This is a genomic window from Mesorhizobium sp. M1365 (genome assembly GCF_040317865.1).
Lineage (GTDB): Bacteria > Pseudomonadota > Alphaproteobacteria > Rhizobiales > Rhizobiaceae > Mesorhizobium.
Genome location: NZ_JAMYLG010000004.1, coordinates 283018 through 302830, shown reverse-complemented (window position 1 = coordinate 302830; position 19813 = coordinate 283018). Strand labels below are relative to the sequence as shown.

General features: G+C 62.0%; 17 protein-coding genes and 1 riboswitch. Of the genes, 11 read left to right on the top strand and 6 right to left on the bottom strand.

Translation table 11 applies throughout. The features are described from left to right. Positions 1-4: 4 nt before the first annotated feature. The 6 genes from NKH04_RS07575 to NKH04_RS07550 form a co-directional block, all read right to left on the bottom strand. Positions 5-1060 (bottom strand): ABC transporter permease, encoded by a 1056-nt coding sequence (locus NKH04_RS07575; protein WP_353044164.1) that lies wholly within the window; start codon positions 1058-1060, stop codon positions 5-7. Then, positions 1060-2577: a sugar ABC transporter ATP-binding protein gene (locus NKH04_RS07570; RefSeq protein WP_352502908.1), complete on the bottom strand. Its 1518-nt coding sequence runs from the start codon at positions 2575-2577 to the stop codon at positions 1060-1062. The genes NKH04_RS07575 and NKH04_RS07570 overlap by 1 nt, the downstream gene beginning before the upstream one ends. After that, positions 2574-3572 carry a LacI family DNA-binding transcriptional regulator gene (locus tag NKH04_RS07565; RefSeq protein ID WP_352540063.1) on the bottom strand — a complete coding sequence of 333 codons (999 nt, stop codon included), beginning with the start codon at positions 3570-3572 and terminating at the stop codon, positions 2574-2576. The genes NKH04_RS07570 and NKH04_RS07565 overlap by 4 nt, the downstream gene beginning before the upstream one ends. 297 nt (positions 3573-3869) lie before the next feature. Beyond that, positions 3870-4304, bottom strand: a complete 435-nt coding sequence (locus tag NKH04_RS07560; RefSeq protein WP_352502910.1) for a CopG family transcriptional regulator — start codon at positions 4302-4304, stop codon at positions 3870-3872. Positions 4305-4308: 4 nt separating this feature from the next. Then, complete coding sequence (locus NKH04_RS07555) at positions 4309-6306, bottom strand: conjugal transfer protein TraG (protein ID WP_353044163.1); 1998 nt, start codon at positions 6304-6306, stop codon at positions 4309-4311. Positions 6307-6831: 525 nt separating this feature from the next. Further along, on the bottom strand, positions 6832-7287 hold the full coding sequence (locus NKH04_RS07550) for a YybH family protein (RefSeq protein ID WP_352470526.1): 456 nt from the start codon (positions 7285-7287) through the stop codon (positions 6832-6834). A gap of 1134 nt (positions 7288-8421) precedes the next feature. Here NKH04_RS07550 and NKH04_RS07545 point away from each other — a divergent pair. The 11 genes from NKH04_RS07545 to NKH04_RS07495 all read left to right on the top strand — a co-directional run bounded on the left by NKH04_RS07545 (position 8422) and on the right by NKH04_RS07495 (position 19777). Then, entirely contained in the window at positions 8422-9966 is a 1545-nt protein-coding gene (locus NKH04_RS07545) for a Fic family protein (RefSeq protein ID WP_353020983.1), read from the top strand. A gap of 181 nt (positions 9967-10147) precedes the next feature. Next, a riboswitch (TPP riboswitch) is annotated at positions 10148-10264 on the top strand. Positions 10265-10368: 104 nt separating this feature from the next. Then, the gene (thiC, locus tag NKH04_RS07540) at positions 10369-12204 is read left to right on the top strand and encodes a phosphomethylpyrimidine synthase ThiC (RefSeq protein WP_352517564.1); all 1836 of its coding nucleotides are present in this window, start codon (positions 10369-10371) and stop codon (positions 12202-12204) included. Next, a complete protein-coding gene (gene thiO, locus NKH04_RS07535) occupies positions 12201-13202 on the top strand; it encodes a glycine oxidase ThiO (protein WP_352470529.1) in 1002 nt (333 codons plus the stop codon). The genes thiC and thiO overlap by 4 nt, the downstream gene beginning before the upstream one ends. Beyond that, positions 13171-13368 carry a sulfur carrier protein ThiS gene (gene thiS, locus NKH04_RS07530; RefSeq protein ID WP_023679205.1) on the top strand — a complete coding sequence of 66 codons (198 nt, stop codon included), beginning with the start codon at positions 13171-13173 and terminating at the stop codon, positions 13366-13368. The genes thiO and thiS overlap by 32 nt, the downstream gene beginning before the upstream one ends. A gap of 1 nt (position 13369) precedes the next feature. After that, entirely contained in the window at positions 13370-14143 is a 774-nt protein-coding gene (locus NKH04_RS07525) for a thiazole synthase (protein WP_352540067.1), read from the top strand. Further along, entirely contained in the window at positions 14140-14745 is a 606-nt protein-coding gene (locus NKH04_RS07520) for a thiamine phosphate synthase (protein WP_352470532.1), read from the top strand. The genes NKH04_RS07525 and NKH04_RS07520 overlap by 4 nt, the downstream gene beginning before the upstream one ends. Then, positions 14736-15509 (top strand): hydroxymethylpyrimidine/phosphomethylpyrimidine kinase, encoded by a 774-nt coding sequence (locus tag NKH04_RS07515; RefSeq protein WP_352540153.1) that lies wholly within the window; start codon positions 14736-14738, stop codon positions 15507-15509. Before NKH04_RS07520 ends, NKH04_RS07515 begins: the two co-directional genes overlap by 10 nt. A 412-nt stretch (positions 15510-15921) precedes the next feature. Next, complete coding sequence (locus tag NKH04_RS07510) at positions 15922-16647, top strand: GntR family transcriptional regulator (RefSeq protein ID WP_352540068.1); 726 nt, start codon at positions 15922-15924, stop codon at positions 16645-16647. 3 nt (positions 16648-16650) lie between these two features. Next, positions 16651-17691, top strand: a complete 1041-nt coding sequence (locus NKH04_RS07505; RefSeq protein ID WP_352540069.1) for an ADP-ribosylglycohydrolase family protein — start codon at positions 16651-16653, stop codon at positions 17689-17691. Continuing rightward, positions 17688-18662, top strand: coding sequence for a PfkB family carbohydrate kinase (locus NKH04_RS07500; RefSeq protein WP_352917956.1), 975 nt, complete (start codon positions 17688-17690; stop codon positions 18660-18662). Before NKH04_RS07505 ends, NKH04_RS07500 begins: the two co-directional genes overlap by 4 nt. 53 nt (positions 18663-18715) lie before the next feature. Further along, positions 18716-19777 carry an ABC transporter substrate-binding protein gene (locus NKH04_RS07495; protein WP_352540071.1) on the top strand — a complete coding sequence of 354 codons (1062 nt, stop codon included), beginning with the start codon at positions 18716-18718 and terminating at the stop codon, positions 19775-19777. Positions 19778-19813 lie beyond the last annotated feature (36 nt).

Here is a 19813-nt window from a genome sequence, read left to right as displayed (position 1 = left end):
CCTCCTATCGTCCCAAACCCTCGCGGCGGCGAACGAGGGATTGAAGCACTGCCGCCAGAACGATGATCGCGGCGGTCGCGAGCAGCTGCATGGCGGGGGTAATGTTGTTGAGCTGAAGGATGTTGGCGAGCGCGCCGAGCATGATGGTGCCGGCAACGGTGCCGACCATCGAGCCGGCGCCGCCGAACAGGCTGGTGCCGCCGATGACCACGGCCGCGATGGCCGTGAGCTCATAGCCCATACCGTCATTGGCGCTGCCGAAGTTGAACTGACCCGCATGCACGATGCCGGCAAGGGCGGCGGCAAATCCGGTAATGGCATAGACCGAGATCCTGACCATAGAGACCGGAACGCCCGAAATGCGCGCCGCTCGCTCGTTGCCGCCGACAGCAAAGACATAGCGGCCGAAGCGCGTGGTATTCAGTACCAAGGTAGCAATCGCGGCGAAGACGATGAAGACGATGGTCGCCACCGGCACTGTGTTGTTGAACAGGCGCTCGCCCAGTACCGCGAAGACAGATGGCGCCAGGCCGGGCCCCTCGCCATAGGAAATATTAATGTACTGGTTGCCGGAAACGACCAGCGCGAGACCTCGCGCCGCCTGCAGGCCGGCGAGCGTGACGATGAACGGCTCAAGCCGAAAGCGGCTGGAAATGGTGCCCTGGATCACGCCGAAGACGGTGCCCATTACCAGCACCGCGAGAATGGTCGGGATAAGCCCGAAGCCGCCGGAGATCATCATCGTCGCGGTGACGACGCTGGAGAGACCAAGCACTGCCCCCACCGAAAGGTCGATGCCGGCGGTGATAATGACGAAGGTCATGCCGATGGCGATAATGCCGGTCTCCGACACGGCGCGCACGATGTTGGCCATGTTGTCGGGCGCAAGGAACAGTATCTCGCCATGGCGCCTGGGCGAGAAGATGACGCCGCCGATCGCCACCAGCACCAGGCCGATCAAGCTCTGGAAGCGCACGATCAGCGCGAGTGGATCGCGATGCTTTGCGGCCGGTGCGGCTAGCACCGGACCGCTGGCAACCGAAATCTTCTGTTCGGACATCACGCCTCCCTGCCATTTGCCGCTGCCATCACGGTGTGCTCGTCAACGCCACCGGTGAATTCCGCTACATTGCGCCCCTGGCGCAGCACCACGATGCGGTCGCACAGGCCAATCAGCTCCGGCATTTCGCTGGAGGCAACTAGGATGCCCAGGCCTTGTGCAGCCAACTGCCGCAGCCGCTGATAGATCTCGCCCTTGGCGCCGACATCGACGCCGCGCGTCGGCTCGTCGAGCAGCAAGAGCCGGGGATTGCCAAGTATCTCCTTGGCCAGCACCACCTTCTGCTGGTTGCCGCCGGACAGCGCGCCGACCGCGATGTCGGGATTCTTCGGCCGAATGTCGAACTGGCCGAACGATTGTTTCACCGCCTCGGCCTGGCGGCCCGGTGACATCAGTCCGCCCGGCGATATTCGCCGGATCACCGACATGACGAGGTTGAGGCCAACCGCCATCCTCAGCATTAGGCCACTGCCACGGCGGTCGTCGGTGACGAAGGCGATGCCGGCAAGGCGCGCGGCTCTGATCGAATCAAGCTTGATCGGACGGCCGGAAATGACCACGCCGCCCTCCCATTGGCCGGAAAGGCCGGTGCCGTAAAGCGCGCTCAGGAGCTCGGTGCGCCCTGCCCCCATGATGCCGGCCAGCCCGACGATCTCGCCTTCATGCACCTCGAGTGAAAGCCCTGTCGGGGCCTGCCAGCCGGCGCTTTCGCGCGCTAGCCGGAAGCTGGCATTGCGCAGGCTGAGCAGAGCCCGGCCGACGGCCGTCGTGCGCTGGGGATAGAGTTCGTCCAGTGGGCGCCCGACGAGCAGCCGCACCAGTTCGGCCTGCGGTGTGTGCGGATCGGTGATGCCAGCTACACGTCCGTCCCGCATCACCGTCACCCGGTCCGCGATCTGCGGCACTTCCTCCAGACGGTGGGAGATATAGACGATGCCGACGCCACTGGCGGCGAGCTTGCGCATGATGTCGAACAGCCTCTCGACCTCGCCCACCGTTAGGGCCGCCGTCGGCTCGTCCATGATCAGGACCCGCGTCGCATAGGACAACGCTTTGACGATCGCAACGACCTGGCGTTGCCCTATCGAGAGGTCGCCGACTAGCCCGGCGGGATCGATAGCCAGTTCGATAGCTTCCAGACGCTTGCGAGCTTCGCGGCGCATCCCCGCCACATCGAGCAGTCCGCCCGAGCGCATCAATTCGCGGCCAAGGAAGAGGTTTGACGCCACATCGAGCGTTGGAACGAGATCAAGCTCCTGAAAAATGGTCGCAATTCCGGCCGTCTGCGCCTCGCGCGGGTTGTTGAACCGCACCGGCTTGCCGTCAATCTGGATTGTACCTTCGTCGGGTGCGTAAACTCCCGACAGCAGATTCATCAATGTCGATTTGCCGGCGCCGTTCTCGCCCAGCAGGGCGTGGATCTCGCCTGGCTTGAGATCAAAATCGACACCGCGTAGTGCCTGAACGCCGCCGAAGCGTTTCACGGCCCCTGTCACCGATAGAAGCGGCGCGCTCATGCCGGCCTCCCGCAGGATTGACGGGCATGCAGCGTCGCCTGAAGCCGCACCGAGCGGGGCTCTGTATCCGTTGATGCAATTCGGGCGCTAAGCAGCGATGCGGCCTGCCGCCCGATTTCGGCGCAAGGCTGCGCAATAAGGGTCAGTTGCGGCTCAAAACAATCGGCCCATTCGAAGTCGTCAAAGCCGACAAGTGAAAGATCCCGAGGTATTTCGAGACCTTTTTCGCGAACCGCTCGGACCGCTCCGATCGTCGCCATATTGTTGCCGGTGACCAAGGCCGTAGGCGGCGAAGGCAACGACAACATCGCGCGGGTCGATGCCGTAGCGCTCGCCGTGTCGACGTTCCCTGGCTGCAGATATTCCGACACGTAGGCAAGTCCGTTAGCCATCAAAGCTGACTTGAACGCATCGATACGTTCGCGAGTCGTAGCAAGGCCCGGCTGCCCTGCAATGAACCCAATCCGCTGATGGCCGAAGGATGCGACGTGATCGATAAGAGCGCGCATCGCAGATTGGTTCTCAACGCCGATCTGGTCAAATCGTTCGTCGGCAAACCGGTCGATCAGAACGCAGGGAACCATTTTCTCGGCAAGGTAATTGGTGGCTCGCTCTGGGGCACCCGAGGGCGCCAAAATAACGCCGTCAACACGTCGTTGATGGAAGGCGCGAACGACCGCAAGCTCCCGATCAGGATCGTCCTGCGTGTCGGAAAGGAAAACCATGAGGCCAAGACGCGCGCATTCCGCTTCCACGGCACAGATGATGTCAGTGAAATACGGGTTCGAGATCGCCGAAATCGCCAAGCCGACGCTGTTGGTTGAAGCGACCTTGAGGGAACGCGCCAGCCCATTGGGCTGATATCCAAGCAAAGCAATCGCTTCGTTAATGGCTCTCGATTTCGCAGGCGAGACAAAGCGCGTGCGGTTGATCACATGTGACACCGTTGAGACCGACACCCCGGCACGACGGGCTACCTCAACCATCGTTGCCATTGCGGCTCAAACGGAGTGCTACTCGCAAGCGCTCCTCCCTGATGTTGCGCTTTAAACCCGCTCTGTCCTGGCGGATACAATAACCATAGTGCCATCGAAACGTTTGCGCAATCGATTCGATAGTCGTTTTGATCTGATTAGACTAATGTTGTCTGGAATGGAGCAAAGCAGACATACGACGTCCGCTCGCTTACCACCCGAACTTTGTGGGCACGTTTAGGAACGGTGCGCGAGCAGATACCAACCCGTCGGAAAGATCACGGTCCCGAGAGACGCTTCAATCTGGCGTCACGCGCCTTATCGGCTCGCTGGCGGCACTGGCGGGACATCGTCGGCTATCTCCTGCCTGAGCCTTGGTCCTTTGCTGAGCCGGCGACCGAGCGCATCGACGAAATTGTCGTAGCGCTGCAAGCCCTTGGCGCGCGCCTCCGCTTGCGCCGATTCCGGCAAGGCTGGAGTCGAGTTGAGCCAAAACCGGACGAACAATGCTAGCGTCTCAATAGCAATTCCGACGTCCCGCTCGACCCGCTGCACGCGTCGATCGATCTGGTCGAGGCGGCGAGTGATCGCCGCTTGCTTTCGTTCTTCGGCATCAGGCGACAGGAACGACGCGAGCGCAGCCTCGGCGACCAGTGACAGCGAGACCTCGCGCCGCCCAGCGTAATCCGCCAGTGCCCTCATTATGTCAGGGTCGAGATAGGCAGACAGACGTCTTTTCTTGGCGTTCTTCATGCGCTCAAAGCTCAATGCCATCATTGGGGTCAAGGGCGGCCTGACGAGCTGCGCGTCTCATGGCTTGATCGACACTGCGGCGACGAACGGCGTCATCATCGGGCTCGTCCCTGTCGAGGTCGAACTCATCGTCGCAGCGTGGCGTTCGTTCCGGCGCGATGTCTTCGTGTTCGGGAAGCTCGGGCTGGCGGCGAATGCCGCCATTGGCCGGATCCTCGTCCTGCTGATCCCTGGCAAGCCTCAGCTTGCGAGATTTGCCTTCCGGCCCAGCAAGAAGTGTCGTGTCGGTCCAGTCGTCAGGGCGAGCGTTCTGCGTTGTCCCTCCGGTCCTTGGTGGCGGCAAGACACGCTCGGCAAGACGCGGGTCGGCAAAGTAGCGTGCCTTCTTCGCACGGATTGGGAACTGGCCCGAGATCATAATGATCGCCTCGGTCGGCGGCAGTTGCATGATCTCGCCCGGCGTCATCAGTGCACGCGCCGTTTCCTGCCGCGACACCATCAGATGCCCGAGCCAGGGCGACAATCTGTGCCCCGCATAGTTCTTCATGGCGCGCAACTCGGTCGCGGTCCCCAGAGAGTCTGAGACGCGCTTGGCCGTCCTTTCGTCATTGGTGGCGAAGCTCACCCGCACATGACAATTGTCGAGGATGGAATTGTTCGGTCCGTAGGCCTTCTCGATCTGATTGAGCGATTGTGCAATCAGGAACGACTTGATGCCATACCCGGCCATGAAGGCCAGCGCGCTTTCGAAGAAATCGAGCCTGCCGAGCGCGGGAAACTCGTCCAGCAGCATCAAAAGACGCTGCCGGTGATCCTTCGCGTGAAGATCTTCGGCGAGCCTGCGGCCGATCTGGTTAAGCACGAGTCGCATCAGCGGCTTTGTGCGACTGATGTCCGATGGCGGTACGACCAGATAAAGCGTCGTCGGCCGTGCCTCCTCGACAAGGTCTGCGATCCGCCAGTCACAGCATGACGTCACCTTGGCCACAACTGGATCGCGGTAGAGGCCCAGAAAACTCATGGCTGTCGAGAGCACGCCGGAACGCTCGTTCTCGGACTTGTTAAGCAGTTCCCGAGCAGCCGACGCCACGACGGGATGCGGGCCTGCATCACCCAAATGCCGCGTCAGCATCATGGCGCGCAGCGTTGCCTCGATTGGCCGCTCTGGATCGGAAAGGAAGTTCGCCACGCCTGCGAGGGTCTTGTCTTTCTCCGCATAGAGCACGTGCAGTATTGCGCCGACCAGCAACGCATGGCTGGTCTTCTCCCAGTGGTTGCGGCGTTCCAATGTGCCTTCTGGGTCGACCAGGACATCCGCCACGTTCTGCACATCTCGAACTTCCCACTCGCCCCGTCGCACCTCCAGCAGAGGATTGTAGGCTGCTGATCCAGCATTGGTCGGGTCGAACAGAAGCACGTGGCCGAAACGGGCCCGCCATCCGGCCGTCAGTTCCCAGTTTTCGCCCTTGATGTCGTGGACGATTGCCGAACCCGGCCAGGTCAGTAGTGACGGCACGACCAGGCCGACGCCTTTGCCGCTTCGGGTCGGTGCGAAACATAGCACGTGTTCCGGACCGTCGTGGCGCAGATAGTGTCGGCCCAACATACCCAGGATCACCCCATCCTGACCGATCATCCCAGCGGCCTTGATTTCGTCTCGCGTCGCCCAGCGCGCCGAGCCGTAAGTCGTGGTGTCCTTTGCCTCGCGCCCCCGCCACAGCGACATCCCGATCGCTGCGACGATAGCCATGAGGCTTCCGCTCGCCGCAATCGCCGCGCCCTCCAGGAAGACCTTCGGCGCGTAGGCGTCGTAGAAAAACCACCACCAGAAAAAGGCTGGCGGCGGATAAACGGGCTGTCCAGCCAATTCGAACCACGGCGGACCGAGTTGGCTTTGAAAGCCGAGCCGCCCTGCCGTCCACTGTGTTGCTCCCCATGTCGTCGCGACGACGATCAGAAAGGCGGTGAGTATCTGGCCCCATAAAACCTTGCTTGCCGGCATCGATCGTTTCCCAAATGGATGATCGGAACAACCGAAAAGCTCGAATTCCTAAATCCGCAAGAAGAAAGGGGCGGTCGAAGCAGCATGGCGTACCCGGACGTGGAAAGACTTGCCCGATGCGGGCTCGAATGTTGAACGAGCATCGGGGGGCTGCTTTCTTCTGGAGCCGTTGAGCCGCTACTTTGCCCAATGATAATTAGTTGTCTCGGCTCAGATGGCATTTGACGAGATGGACGGGTTCTTGGAGAACCGCGGATTGCCCACGACCAAATGAACAAGAGCCCTCAGCGGCGCGCCGAGCCGGAGAACGCTCTAGTCCCGGCAAGTGGTGGTCAGCCGGAATTGCCGTTCTGCTGAGCTCGAATCTTACCGCCTCCCTGATCGGTAGCGCGATAGATCCAGAGCCGACTCGATGAGCAGACCCATCAAGTCTGTTCAATTTTGTTAATCAATTCAGTCACATAAACTATTGCCATGGACTTTCGTTGGAACTGTTGCGCGCGCCGGCCTCACGGGTCGCGGAATCTATTGGGCCGCACCAAAGTTCCAGATGTCCCGATGCAGGCGCCACGTCCCGTCGTCCCCTTTTTTCCAAACGACAATGTACTTGCCCGCAACGGTGGAAGGGGCACCGCCTTTGCTCGGCACACCGAGCGTAAATGCGCCAACTTCGTAGGCGAGATTCCCGCTCTCTTCCACTTCCAGCGCCTTCAGGGTGAGATTCTTCATCCCGGCCTTGATTGCGCCCTGCCAGAATTCTTCCACGCCCTTGCGGTCATCGACGCGTTTGCCGTCGGGTGGCAGCAGGGCGGCATCGTCGGTATACATTTGACCTACCGCTGCTGCGTTTCCGCTGTTGAAGGCGTCCATGAATTTTACCAACGCCGCTTCGATGTCCTCACGAGCCGAGTGGGCGGCCGCAGACAATGCAGACGAAAGAAGCAGCACAGCAGCAAATGCAAATGACTGAACCAGTCTCATTTCGTCCTCCCTTGCGTGCCCGACATGCCCACCCGATGAATAGCGCCGACCCAAGGGCGCCGCGGCGCGTTCGATGGCCAGGCGCGTATTTTATTAGACTTATCTGATATGACGGCGCAAGCGCAACTGCGACCCTCGGAATGACCAGCGTAGCAGCTGCCGGAGAACTTCAAAGCGGCGGCTACCGCCTCACTGCCCTCCTCGTCTCGACGAAAGAGTTCGTTCGAATGATGCTTTTCCGTGGCTTTGCTCGCAAGTTTTCGTCAGCCAGCACAGGGCCTCCTCTTACGGTCGCTGGTCGTCAAGGCCCAGCGGCCACTAGCTGACAGTCCCCCCCGTAGCCAAGCCGCTGGGCCCCTCGACGTGGGGAACGAGCATTGGAGACGATGTCGCGCTTTCCGTTACAGCCCGAAGGCGGGTGACAGATGACCGCGTCAGCCTCTCCACTCCGAGCTACGATTTCACGCATTCGATCAGGCACAGCTCTCTCGGGCACCAAGCATGAGTCAGCTCCCGAATGAGCAGGTGCCGCCCAGTTCAGCTTCGGCCCTTGCGCGCGCAAAGTATTGGGCGAGATCGATCGGCAGTCCGATCGGCAAATTGGGGCAGCGATGGCGAGAATGAATGCCAGGAACTTCCCTTCGGTGCCGCTTCGTCGATCTGTTTGCCGAGAAGACGCGCGCTGCGTGCCGCCCCCCATACCGCAGAGAACTCACTTCAGGTCACACACACACACGACGCCACCGAGATCCTGCATCACTTTTCTACTCCGACGCCGCCACGTCACCAAGATCAGTCGCGAGCGTGATCGCGGCTATCAAATCGGGATCGCGCACCGGAGCGCTCTATGAGTGAGCCCCGAACGGCGCGCTCGAGCAATCCGGCTCGACGTAAGGCGGGCCATCCGTGCCGGCCTCGTGACTAAGACGGGCGAATGGCGGTTCCTGGACTCACCTTTTTGGTCTGAAGTCGCTTCCTTGAGCCGGTGGCGGAGTTCTTGCTTGATCGACCTCAGCACTGTTTTAGAATCGGTTTTCGGAAAATTTGTCTTGTGGCATCATTTTTCATGGGATAGGATCATTTTTCATAGGTTTTGCCGACTAAACCAAAATTCAATGGAAGGATTCGCGTTTCATGCCTGCGGTGCAACAGCACCAATTTTCAGGTCCTGTTACCGTTTTTCAGGAAATCCGCCTTCCTGAAACGGCGACCCCGGCCGGGTACAGCGCCCTGATCGGAGCCTACAGGCTCGCCGCGCCCTTGCCCCGTAGGTTGTTCGCCACTGGCGAGCATCATCGCATTACCGAACGGGATGGCTGGCGGATCATGACCCCCCGCCATGCCCCAAATCCTACCCTCGAAGGCCACCTGACCTTTGCGCTCAAGTACGAGGGACTGGACCTTGCCGTCCTCAAGCGGCTGTTCCAAGTGACCGGTCCCGCGCCGATCGAGGCGCTGGTCCGTGAAAGCCCGACCGGCAGTTATGCCCGCCGCATCTGGTTTTTATATGAATGGCTGAGGGACGCGCGTATCGATCTGCCGGACGCGGAGGCCGGACGATACATTCCGGTTGTCGATCCCGAGCTGCAGTGGCCCGGACCCGACAAGACCGCTTCGCGCTATCGCGTAAGGGACAATCTCCCCGGCACGCGTGAGTTCTGCCCTCTGGTGTTCCGCACCAAGATTCTCGAAAAATTCATCGGCCTTGAACTACCGCGGCGCGCGGAGGCAATCGTAGCGGACGTGCCGCGCGACCTCCTTGCTCGGACCGCCGCCTTTCTTTTGCTCAAAGACTCGCGATCAAGCTACGCGATCGAGGGCGAGCACCCGCCGCAAGATCGCATCCAGCGCTGGGGCCGCGCCATCGGCGAAGCCGGCCGCTGGCCGATCGATCGCGATGAGCTGCTGCGTCTGCAAAGAATTGTACTTGGTGACGCTCGTTTCGTAAACCTTGGCTTCCGAAAAGAAGGAGGTTTCGTCGGTGAGCATGATCGAGACAACGGTACGCCCTTGCCCGATCACATCAGCGCTCGGCCCGAGGACCTGCCGCGGCTAATCGATGGAATGGCGGCGTTCGATCAGGGCCCCGCGCAAAAGCTTGATGCAGTCGTAGCCGCCGCAATCCTCGCCTTCGGCTTTGTCTATATTCACCCGTTCGAGGACGGAAACGGCCGCATTCACCGCTACCTAATCCACCACGTCCTTGCCATGCGCGGCTTCAATCCGCCGGGAGTGGTCTTTCCCGTCTCGGCCGCGATCCTGGACCAGATCAACGAGTACAGGGGCGTGCTCGAGAGCTATTCGCAGCGCCTTCTGCCGTTGGTGGAATGGGAACCGACGCCGCAATTCAACGTCCGGGTGCTGAATGACACCGGTGATTTCTACCGGTTCTTCGATGCAACCCCGCACGCCGAATTCCTCTATGCTTGCGTTCAGCGGACGATCGAACGGGACCTTCCCGAGGAAACCGCATTTCTGCAGCGCTACGATCAGTTCCGGCAGCAGGTGGACGCCTTTATCGACATGCCCGAGCGGTTGACCGATCTGCTCTTCCGTTTTCTTCACCAGAATGATGGCCATCTATCGAACCGCGCGCGCGAGAAGGAATTCGCCGCGCTGACCAGTGACGAGGCAGGAAGAATCGAGGCGATCTACGCGCAAACCTTTGGTGCCCATTGAAGGTGTGATCATCAGGATCGATTTTAGTCCGACGGTTTGCGATTCCCTTGTCCCTGCCTTCATCTCCGATGCTTGACTTGTCGCCGAGACATGCACGATTTTTTCCGCACGGTCTGACCGGCCGCCGATCAGCCGCGGCCAGAACGCGCTTGACAAACCGGAGCGGTCCCGTCCAACCTCACGCATTCACCAGGGGAGTCCCGGCAAGGGGCTGAGATACTGCTGGCTTTCGCGGCGCAGTGACCCGTTGAACCTGATCCAGTTCATACTGGCGTAGGGACGGTGCAAGCGCTTTGCGGGAGTTTACGCCCGAGGTCCTGTTTCGGCAGGTCGACAGAAGCGTCTTTTCATCCTTCCGGCACAGAACTGGGTCTCCAATGCAACGAGCAAAGGAGCCTCAAGATGAATGCCCTCACCCCCGCCGTCTCGACGGGACCGCTGCCTGCCTCACGCAAAATCCACAAATCCGGTACCATCCACCCGCAGCTCAGGGTGCCGATGCGCGAAATCTCCGTCCATCCGACGGCAGGCGAGCCGCCGGTGACCGCTTACGATCCGTCCGGCCCCTATACCGACCCGACTGTCGAAACCAGCATCGAAAACGGCCTTGCACGGCTTCGCCATGAATGGGTCACCGCGCGCGGCGATGTCGAAGCCTATGACGGCCGCCACGTCCGGCCAGAAGACAATGGGTTTGCGGCAGGCGAGCGCCTAACACCGGAATTTCCAGTCCGCAACCGGCCACTCCGGGCCCAGACCGGCAAGGCGGTGACACAGCTTGCCTATGCGCGCGCTGGCATCATCACGCCCGAAATGGAGTTCGTCGCCATCCGCGAGAACCTTGGTCGCGAGATCCTGCACGGCAAGCTTGAGCGCGACGGCGAGGCCTTCGGCGCGGCGATCCCCGACTTCGTCACGCCTGAATTCGTCCGCCACGAGGTGGCGCGCGGACGCGCGATCATTCCCGCCAACATCAATCATCCCGAGAGCGAACCGATGATCATCGGCCGCAATTTCCTGGTCAAGATCAACGCCAATATCGGTAACTCCGCCGTCACATCGTCGATGGCTGAAGAGGTCGAAAAGATGGTGTGGGCGATCCGCTGGGGCGCCGACACGGTGATGGATCTGTCGACCGGCCGCAACATCCACAACATCCGCGAATGGATCGTGCGCAACTCGCCGGTGCCGATCGGCACGGTGCCGCTCTACCAGGCGCTCGAAAAGGTTGGTGGCATCGCCGAGGACCTGACCTGGGAGGTCTACCGCGACACGTTGATCGAGCAGGCCGAGCAAGGCGTTGACTATTTCACCATCCACGCCGGCGTGCGGCTGCATTACATCCCGCTGACCGTTGACCGGGTCACGGGTATCGTCTCGCGCGGTGGCTCGATCATGGCAAAATGGTGCCTGCACCATCACCGGGAAAGCTTCCTCTACGAGCACTTTGCGGAGATCTGCGACATCTGCCGCGCTTATGACGTCTCCTTCTCGCTCGGCGACGGCCTTCGTCCCGGCTCGATCGCCGATGCCAACGACGCGGCGCAATTCGCCGAGCTGGAAACGCTCGGCGAGCTGACGCAGATCGCCTGGGCGAAAGATTGCCAGGTGATGATCGAGGGGCCCGGCCACGTGCCGATGCACAAGATCAAGGCGAACATGGACAAGCAGCTCGCCGTCTGTGGCGAGGCGCCGTTCTATACGCTTGGACCGCTGACGACCGACATCGCGCCGGGCTACGACCACATCACTTCCGGCATCGGCGCGGCGATGATCGGCTGGTTCGGAACGGCCATGCTCTGCTACGTCACGCCCAAGGAGCATCTCGGCCTTCCCGACCGCGATGACGTCAAGACCGGCGTGATCACCTACAAGATCGCAGCGCACGCGGCCGACCTGGCGAAGGGCCACCCGGCGGCGAAAGTCAGGGATGACGCCCTTTCCCGCGCGCGCTTCGAGTTCCGCTGGGAGGACCAGTTCAACCTGTCGCTCGACCCCGAAACCGCACGGTCCTTCCACGACCAGACCTTGCCCAAGGAGGCGCACAAGCTGGCGCATTTCTGCTCGATGTGCGGACCGAAATTCTGCTCGATGCGTATCTCTCACGACATCCGCGCCGAGGCACAGAAAGAGGGCATGGCGGCGATGGCGGCGAAATACCGCGAGGGCGGCGATCTCTACGTGCCAGCGGACGAGACCGTCGCACCGCTCACGCCTCAGCCAGGTAAGCCGTCATGAAGGTGCTGATAAAGGGGGCCGGCGTCGCCGGCCTCACCGCCGCCTTCGAACTCGCCGCCCGCGGCGCGACGGTCACGGTCGCCGAGATCCGGCATGGCCTTGGAGGCAATGCGTCGTGGTTCGCCGGCGGCATGCTGGCGCCATGGTGCGAGCGTGAAAGCGCCGAGCAGCCGGTGCTGGACCTTGGACGTGACGCTGCCGACTGGTGGGATGCGGTGCTGCCGGGTCAGGTGACACGGGGCGGAACACTTGTCGTGGCCGCCCCGCGTGATGCCGGCGAGCTCGACCGCCTCGCCAGCCGCACGTCGGGCCATCGGCGTGTCGACGAAGACGAAATTGCGCTCCTGGAGCCCGACTTAGCCGGCCGCTTTCGCCGCGGATTGCTCTTTCCCGATGAGGGCCATCTCGATCCGCGCCAGGCGATGGCAGCACTTCATGACAAGCTCGCAGCCATGGGTGTCAAATTCCACTTCGGCACCGACGCCCGGCATGTTTCCGGTTTCGATCGTCAGATCGATTGCACGGGAATGGCAGCCGCCGATGACAGGCTTCGCGGCGTTCGCGGCGAAATGCTGATCCTAAACACGCCAGACTTCTCGCTGTCGCGCCCGGTCCGGTTGCTGCATCCGCGCTTTCCGCTCTATGCGGTACCGCGTGCCGACGCCCAGTTCATGATCGGTGCGACGATGATTGAAAGCCGGTCCGCCAGACCGGTCACGGCGCGCTCCATGATGGAGCTTCTGGGTACCGCCTATGCCCTCCATCCGGCCTTTGGCGAGGCCGAGATCGTTGAAACCGGTGTCGGCGTCCGTCCAGCCTTTCCCGACAATCTGCCGCGCGTCGAAATGAGCGGAGACACCGTCGCGATCAACGGGCTCTATCGCCATGGCTTTCTTCTCGCCCCCGCCATGGCGCGCCTGGCGGGCGAAATTGTCTTCAATCACGACAAACCCGTGGAGCTTGCTCATGAAACTGATGGTCAACGGCAAAGTGCATGAGGTTGCCGCCACCACGCTGGCCGAGCTGCTTGCCGCGCTTGACTATGAGGGCGATTGGCTCGCGACCGCGGTCAACAACGACCTCGTGCACAAAGCCAGCCGGGCGGAATTCCAATTGAACGACGGCGACCGGATCGAAATCCTCTCGCCCATGCAGGGAGGCTAGCATGTTCGATCTTCTCGGGACGACGCTTCCCTCCCGCCTGCTTCTCGGCACCGCTCAATATCCTTCGCCGGCCATCCTTGCCGATGCAGTCAGGGCATCGGGCACCTCGGTGGTGACCGTCTCGTTGCGCCGTGAAATGGCAGGCGGCAGGGCTGGCGAAAAATTCTGGTCGTTGATCCGGTCGCTTGGTGTCAGAATCCTGCCCAACACTGCTGGCTGCCACTCCGTCAAGGAAGCGGTCACGACCGCACAAATGGCGCGCGAAGTCTTCGGCACGCCCTGGATCAAGCTCGAAGTGATCGGCAATCACGACACGCTGCAGCCGGACGTGTTCGGTCTGCTCGAAGCCGCCCGCATCCTGTGCGAGGACGGTTTTGCGGTGTTCCCGTATACTACCGACGACCTTGTCGTCGCCGAGCGGCTGCTTGCGGCGGGCTGCAAGGTCTTGATGCCCTGGTGCGCACCGATCGGTTCCGCCCTCGGGCCGGTCAACATCATGGCGCTGCGCTCGATGCGCGGACATTTCCCTGATGTCCCGCTGATCGTGGATGCTGGTCTCGGACGGCCATCGCACGCGGCAACAGTCATGGAGTTCGGCTTTGATGCCGTGCTCCTGAACACAGCGGTCGCCAAGGCGGCCGATCCGGTCGGCATGGCGCGTGCGTTCGGCAAGGCGGTCGACGCCGGTCGAGAAGCTTTCAGCTCGGGGATGCTCGAACCCCGCGACGTCGCGGTGCCATCGACACCAACATTCGGCAGGGCGGTTTTCTCATGAAGCTCGATCCCTTCTACCTGATCGTCGACAGCGCCGCCTGGATCGAACGGCTGGTGCCACTTGGCGTCAAGCTGGTTCAGTTGCGCATCAAGGATAGGGACGAGGCCACGCTGCGGACGGAAATCCGCCGCGCGAACGGCGTCTGCGCGGTCCATGGTTGCCAACTGATCGTCAACGATTATTGGCGGCTCGCCATTGAGGAAGGCTGCGACTTCGTCCATCTCGGCCAAGAGGATTTGGCTGCGGCCGACCTGCTGGCGATTAAGTACGCCGGATTGAAGCTCGGGCTCAGCACGCACGATCATCTCGAACTGGAAACGGCCATCGCTGCCGAGCCCGACTATATCGCGCTCGGCCCCATCTATCCCACCATCCTGAAGCAGATGAAATGGGCGCCGCAAGGGCTCGAGCGGATCAGCGAGTGGAAGCATCGAGTGGCGCCGATCCCATTGGTCTCCATCGGCGGCCTCAACCCCGACCGGCTCGACGGTGTCTTCGAGGCTGGTGCGGACAGCGCGGCGGTGGTCACCGACATCACGTTGAATGCCGATCCCGAAGCGCGCACGCGAGAATGGATCGAAAAGACAAAGCCATGGCGCTGAGGCGAGAACCGCATGTGCTCGTGGTCGGCGGATCAGACCCCAGCGGTGGGGCTGGAATTGCACGTGATATCGAGACGATCTCTTCCATTGGCGTGCGCACCTGCCTGGCTGTCACAGCGCTGACGGTGCAGACGCACGAAGCCGTAATGGAAATCCATCCTTCGCAGCCCGATCTTGTGGCCGATCAGATGTGCGCCGCGCTACAGGCCAACAAGGTGGCGGCAATTAAGATCGGCATGCTCGCAACGGCTGAGATCGTCGTTGCCATTGCCGGCGTGCTGCGCGAAAATCCGCAGGTGCCGGCAGTGCTCGATCCGGTGCTGGCCTCGAGCTCCGGCCGGGCGCTTCTGGAAGCAGGTGCCATCGCTGCCATGAGGCGCGACCTGATGCCGCTTTGCTGCCTTGTGACCCCCAATCTCCTGGAGCTGGCGCTCCTTGTTGGTGCGGAACCGCCAGCCGACGAGAGCGACGCGGTGAGACTGGGACGGAAATTGCTGGCAGCCGGCGTGCCGGGCCTGCTGATCAAAGGGGGCCACGCATCAGGACCTCGATCAACCGATATTCTGTTGCGTTCCGATCAAGAACCAATCCGCTTCGACGCACCTCGTCTTGTCGCATCAATGCGCGGGACGGGTTGCATGCTGGCTAGCGCGATTGCGGCGCATCTGGCGAAGGCGAAGCCGCTCGAAGACAGTGTGCGCGAAGGCAAGCGGCTTGTCTTGGCCATGTTTAAGAAGAATGCAGCAGACCGACGAAATTTGTAAGATTTTCCAACTCTCGAAAGACACGCCTGCCTCTCGCGGGTCCGGGCTGGTAATTTACCCTCGTAATTCACCTCACTCGACAGGAGTAGTTTGACGGCCTCGCCAGGCGGCGACCGCGAGATCAACGATGGCGAGGCGGCCGTCGTGCGCCGTATCTAGTGCGTTGTGTGGCATCCTTTCCTCCCATCCGACTGCGATCCTGGAATTCACCTTGGTCGTGAGCTCCTGCTAAACGATGCCCCTCGACGGGAGCGGTCGATCCCGCGTCTCGGCTGCGGCGGCGCTAGGCTGACGCTCCTTATGCCGTCCTGTTGAACCGGACTCGGGATCACGAACTGCTCCATGCGGCACTCGTTGACAAGCCTGCCGTGATATGAACAGGATTATACAGGATCACTGAACAGGTACCCATATGAAGCGGCGCTCGGTTCAACTGTCTCCCGGCACGGGCAAGCCCGAACAGATCGCCACCGTTCTCGAACATGAAATCCGCTCCGGTGTTCTCGGCTTCGGCGACCGGCTGCAAAGCGAGAACAAGCTCGTCCAGCGTTTCTCCGTCAGCCGCAACACCGTCCGCAAAGGCCTCGAGGAACTGTCCAACCGCGGGCTGATCACGACCAAAGTCGGCATCGGCTCTTTCGTCACCTTCGATGGCAAGCCCGTTGATGACTCCATCGGTTGGTCGCGGGCGCTCGCCAACGCCGGCGCCAACGCCGAGACGCGGACGCTGCGGCTCGAGGTGATCGAGGACCCCCGTCTTGCCGCACTGCTTGGTATAGAAAACCCGTTTTTCATCGCTGTCGACCGGGTGCGCACCAATGCCAGCGACGGCCACGCCATCTCCATCGAGCGCAGCCGCCTGCCATTGTCGCCGGAACTGGAGGACGTGCCGTTGCGCGGCCTGCGCGAAGGCTCGCTGCACCAGACGCTGCGCGGCGCGGGCCTCGTTCCCGACCATGGCGAGGAATGGGTCGGCATCGAAATGCTCAACGCCGAGGACTCTGCAATCCTCGGTTGCCCGCAAGGCACGCCGTTCCTTCGCGGTCGCCGGTTGACCCGCGCCGCCGATGACCGGCCGATCGAATATGTGACCAGCCTGCTCAACCCGGCGCATTTTGCGCTGCATATGAGGTTCTGAGAGATGCCGGACGACACCGGGAGCATAACCGATCGGGCCATGGGAGCGCTTGTGGGCGGGGCACTGGGAGATGCGCTGGGAATGCCGACGCAGCTTTTGTCGCCGGCGCGGATTGCCGAACTCTACGGTCATGTCGAGGACTTCATTGCTCCTTTCCCCGACCATCCGGTGTCGAAGGGACTCCCGGCCGGGACGATCACCGACGACACAGAACAGGCGCTTCTGCTTGGCCGTATCCTGGTCGAATCCGGTAACCGGTTCGACCATGCGAGGTGGGTCAGCGCGCTGCTCGACTGGGAACGCGATGTCAAGGCGCGCGGCAGCTACGATCTGCTGGGACCATCAACCAAACGCGCCATCGACGCGATCAATAACGGTATGCCAGCCGAGGAAGCGGGACGCAGCGGCGACACAAATGGTGCAGCCATGCGCATCGCGCCGGTCGGCATCATGATGCCGCCAGAGCCGCTTGACGCATTGGTCGGCAAAGTGGCCGAAACTTGCAGGGCGACGCACAACACGTCAATCGCAATCGCTTCGGCCGCAGCGGTCGCTGCCGCCATCAGTCGCGGCATCGCTGGCGGTGACTGGCGCGCCGCTTCCGACAGCGCCATCGCCGGGGCGAGGCACGGAGCAACGCTCGGCTATTGGGTGACCGGCGGTGACATCGCCGCGCGCATTGGGTGGGCGCAGAAGCTCGTACGCGGCAAGGAGACGAGTGACGCGATCCGGCTGATCACCGATCTGGTCGGCACCGGCGTCGCCAGTCAGGAGTCCGTTCCGGCTGCATTCGCGGTGCTGGAAGTCGCCGGCGGCGATCCCTGGCAAGCGGCAGTCATCAGCGCCAATCTCGGTGGCGACACCGACACGATCGGCGCCATCGCGGCCGGCATGGCCGGTGCCTGCACTGGCTTTTCCCGATTGCCACAGAAACACATCGCCCGGATCAAAGGCCTAGACATTGGGCGGGTGCGCGCGCTCGCCGCCGACTTGGTCGCCCTGCGGGCGGCGAAGAGCAGGTCCGGCAAGGAGGCGGCAGCATGAGCGGGCGTCTCGTCCATATCGGCAGCGCGGTGGTCGACTATGTCTACCGCATCGATGCCTTGCCGGCACCGGGCACGGAGAAGACCGCGTCAAGCTATGCACAAGTCGCCGGCGGCGGCTTCAACATGATGGTCGCGGCCAGCCGCACCGGCATGAAGGTGGTGTTCGGCGGCCAGCTCGGCAGCGGACCCAATGGCGACTTCCTGCGCGCGGCCTTAGCCAGTGAGGGGATCGAGACACTGACGACGCCATCGGCGGTTATGGACAGTGGCAATTGCGTCGCCATGATCTCGAGCGATGCCGAGCGCACCTTCGTCTCATGGCCTGGTGCGGAGAGTGTGCTCAGCCTTGACATGATGGCGCTCATCTCGGTCGCACCGGGCGACTGGGTGTTCACCTCCGGCTATACGCTTAGCTATCCGGGAAGCCGAGAGGCGCTTGTCGACTGGATCGAGGTGCTGCCGGCGGAAATTCCTTTAGTCTTCGATCCGACGCCGATCATCTCAGACATTCCGCGCACCATTCTCGACCGGGTGCTGGCGCGCACAAGCTGGCTGAGCTGCAACGCCGCCGAAGCGGCTGAGATCGCCGGCACCGGCGATGTAAAGGCTATTGCTGCCCGGCTGCTGGCCAGCCACTGCCCCAACGCGGCAGGCGTTGTCGTCCGCGCTGGCGCAAAAGGCTGCTTCGTGCGGCTGGCCGACGGCACCGCCCAAGATGTGCCCGGGTTCAAGGTCGCGGCGGTAGACACTAACGGCGCCGGCGACACTCATATCGGCGCCTTAGTCAGCGCGCTGTCGCACGGCGTGTCGCCGTTCGAAGCGGCGCGTTACGCCAATGCGGCGGCGGCGCTCTCGGTCACCCGCCATGGCGGGTCGTCGGCGCCGAACGACCAGGAGATCCAGCGATTCCTCAGCCATGACGATCGACCGACGACCGTGCATGGCCGGAAGCAAGAGGCCCATTTGTGACAGCCTAATGGGATAACAAGCCCGCCAACCGGGCAATAATGAGAGGAACGAACATGCGCATGCCCAAACTGACTGCTTTTCTGACGGCAACCGCTGTCTTCGCTTCGGCGCTTACGCTGGCCGCCAGGGCCGACGAGGTGCACGTACTCAACTGGAAGGGCTATGGCGCCGACGAGCCGTGGGCCATAGCCGCCTTCGAAAAGGCAACCGGCAACAAGGTCGTCAACGACTTCTTCAATTCCGAACAGGAGATGCTGACCAAGCTCAGGACCAATCCCGGCCTTTACGATGTCGTCATGATCAACGCCGCCTTCAACGATCAGGCGATGGCGGAAAAGCTCATTCAGCCGATCGACACGTCCAAGCTGCCGAACTATGCCGACATCAGCAAGGACAAGGCCGGATCATCGATGCTTGTCCATGACGGCAAGGTCTATGGGGTGCCGTGGGTTTGGGGGCTGACGGCGCTCGCCATCAACGACAAGTCATTCGACAAGCCGCCGACGAGCATCGCCGAAATGTGGGATCCCGCTCACAAGGGCCGCGTCACCATCCGTGATGATGCCGTCGAGGCGGTTCAGTTCGGCGCCATTGCCACCGGCCAGAACATCAACGACATCAAGGATATCGAGGCGGTCAAGGCGAAGCTCACCTCGCTGATGCCGCAGATCAAGACGTTCTGGAGCTCGGAGAACGACTGGAACCAGATGGCTGCCTCTAACCAGATCGACATCGGCACCTATTGGAGCGGCTCGGCCGATCGCGCCAAGACCCATTTCAAGCTGCCGGTCTCGCTCGTGATCCCGCAGGAGGGCGCTGTCGCCTGGCTCGACGCCTTCTCCATTCCGGTCGGTTCCAAGAATGTCGCCGGCGCCGAGGCCTTCATCAACTACATGATCGACCCGAAGTTCTATGTCGAATGGGTCACCAAGGTCGGAGCCCCGGTATCCGCCAACACCAAGGCTGTAGAAGCACTTCCCGGGGATGCGTTCAACCGCAAGGTGATGGGTGACCCGGCAGTCGCCAAGCGCATTCAGTTCCAGGCGCCGATCACAGACGCCCAGCGCGAAACCTATCTGTCGCTCTGGCAGCAGCTCAAGGTCGACGTGAAGTAACAGCAGAAGCCGGGATCAGCCGACCATCCATGTCGG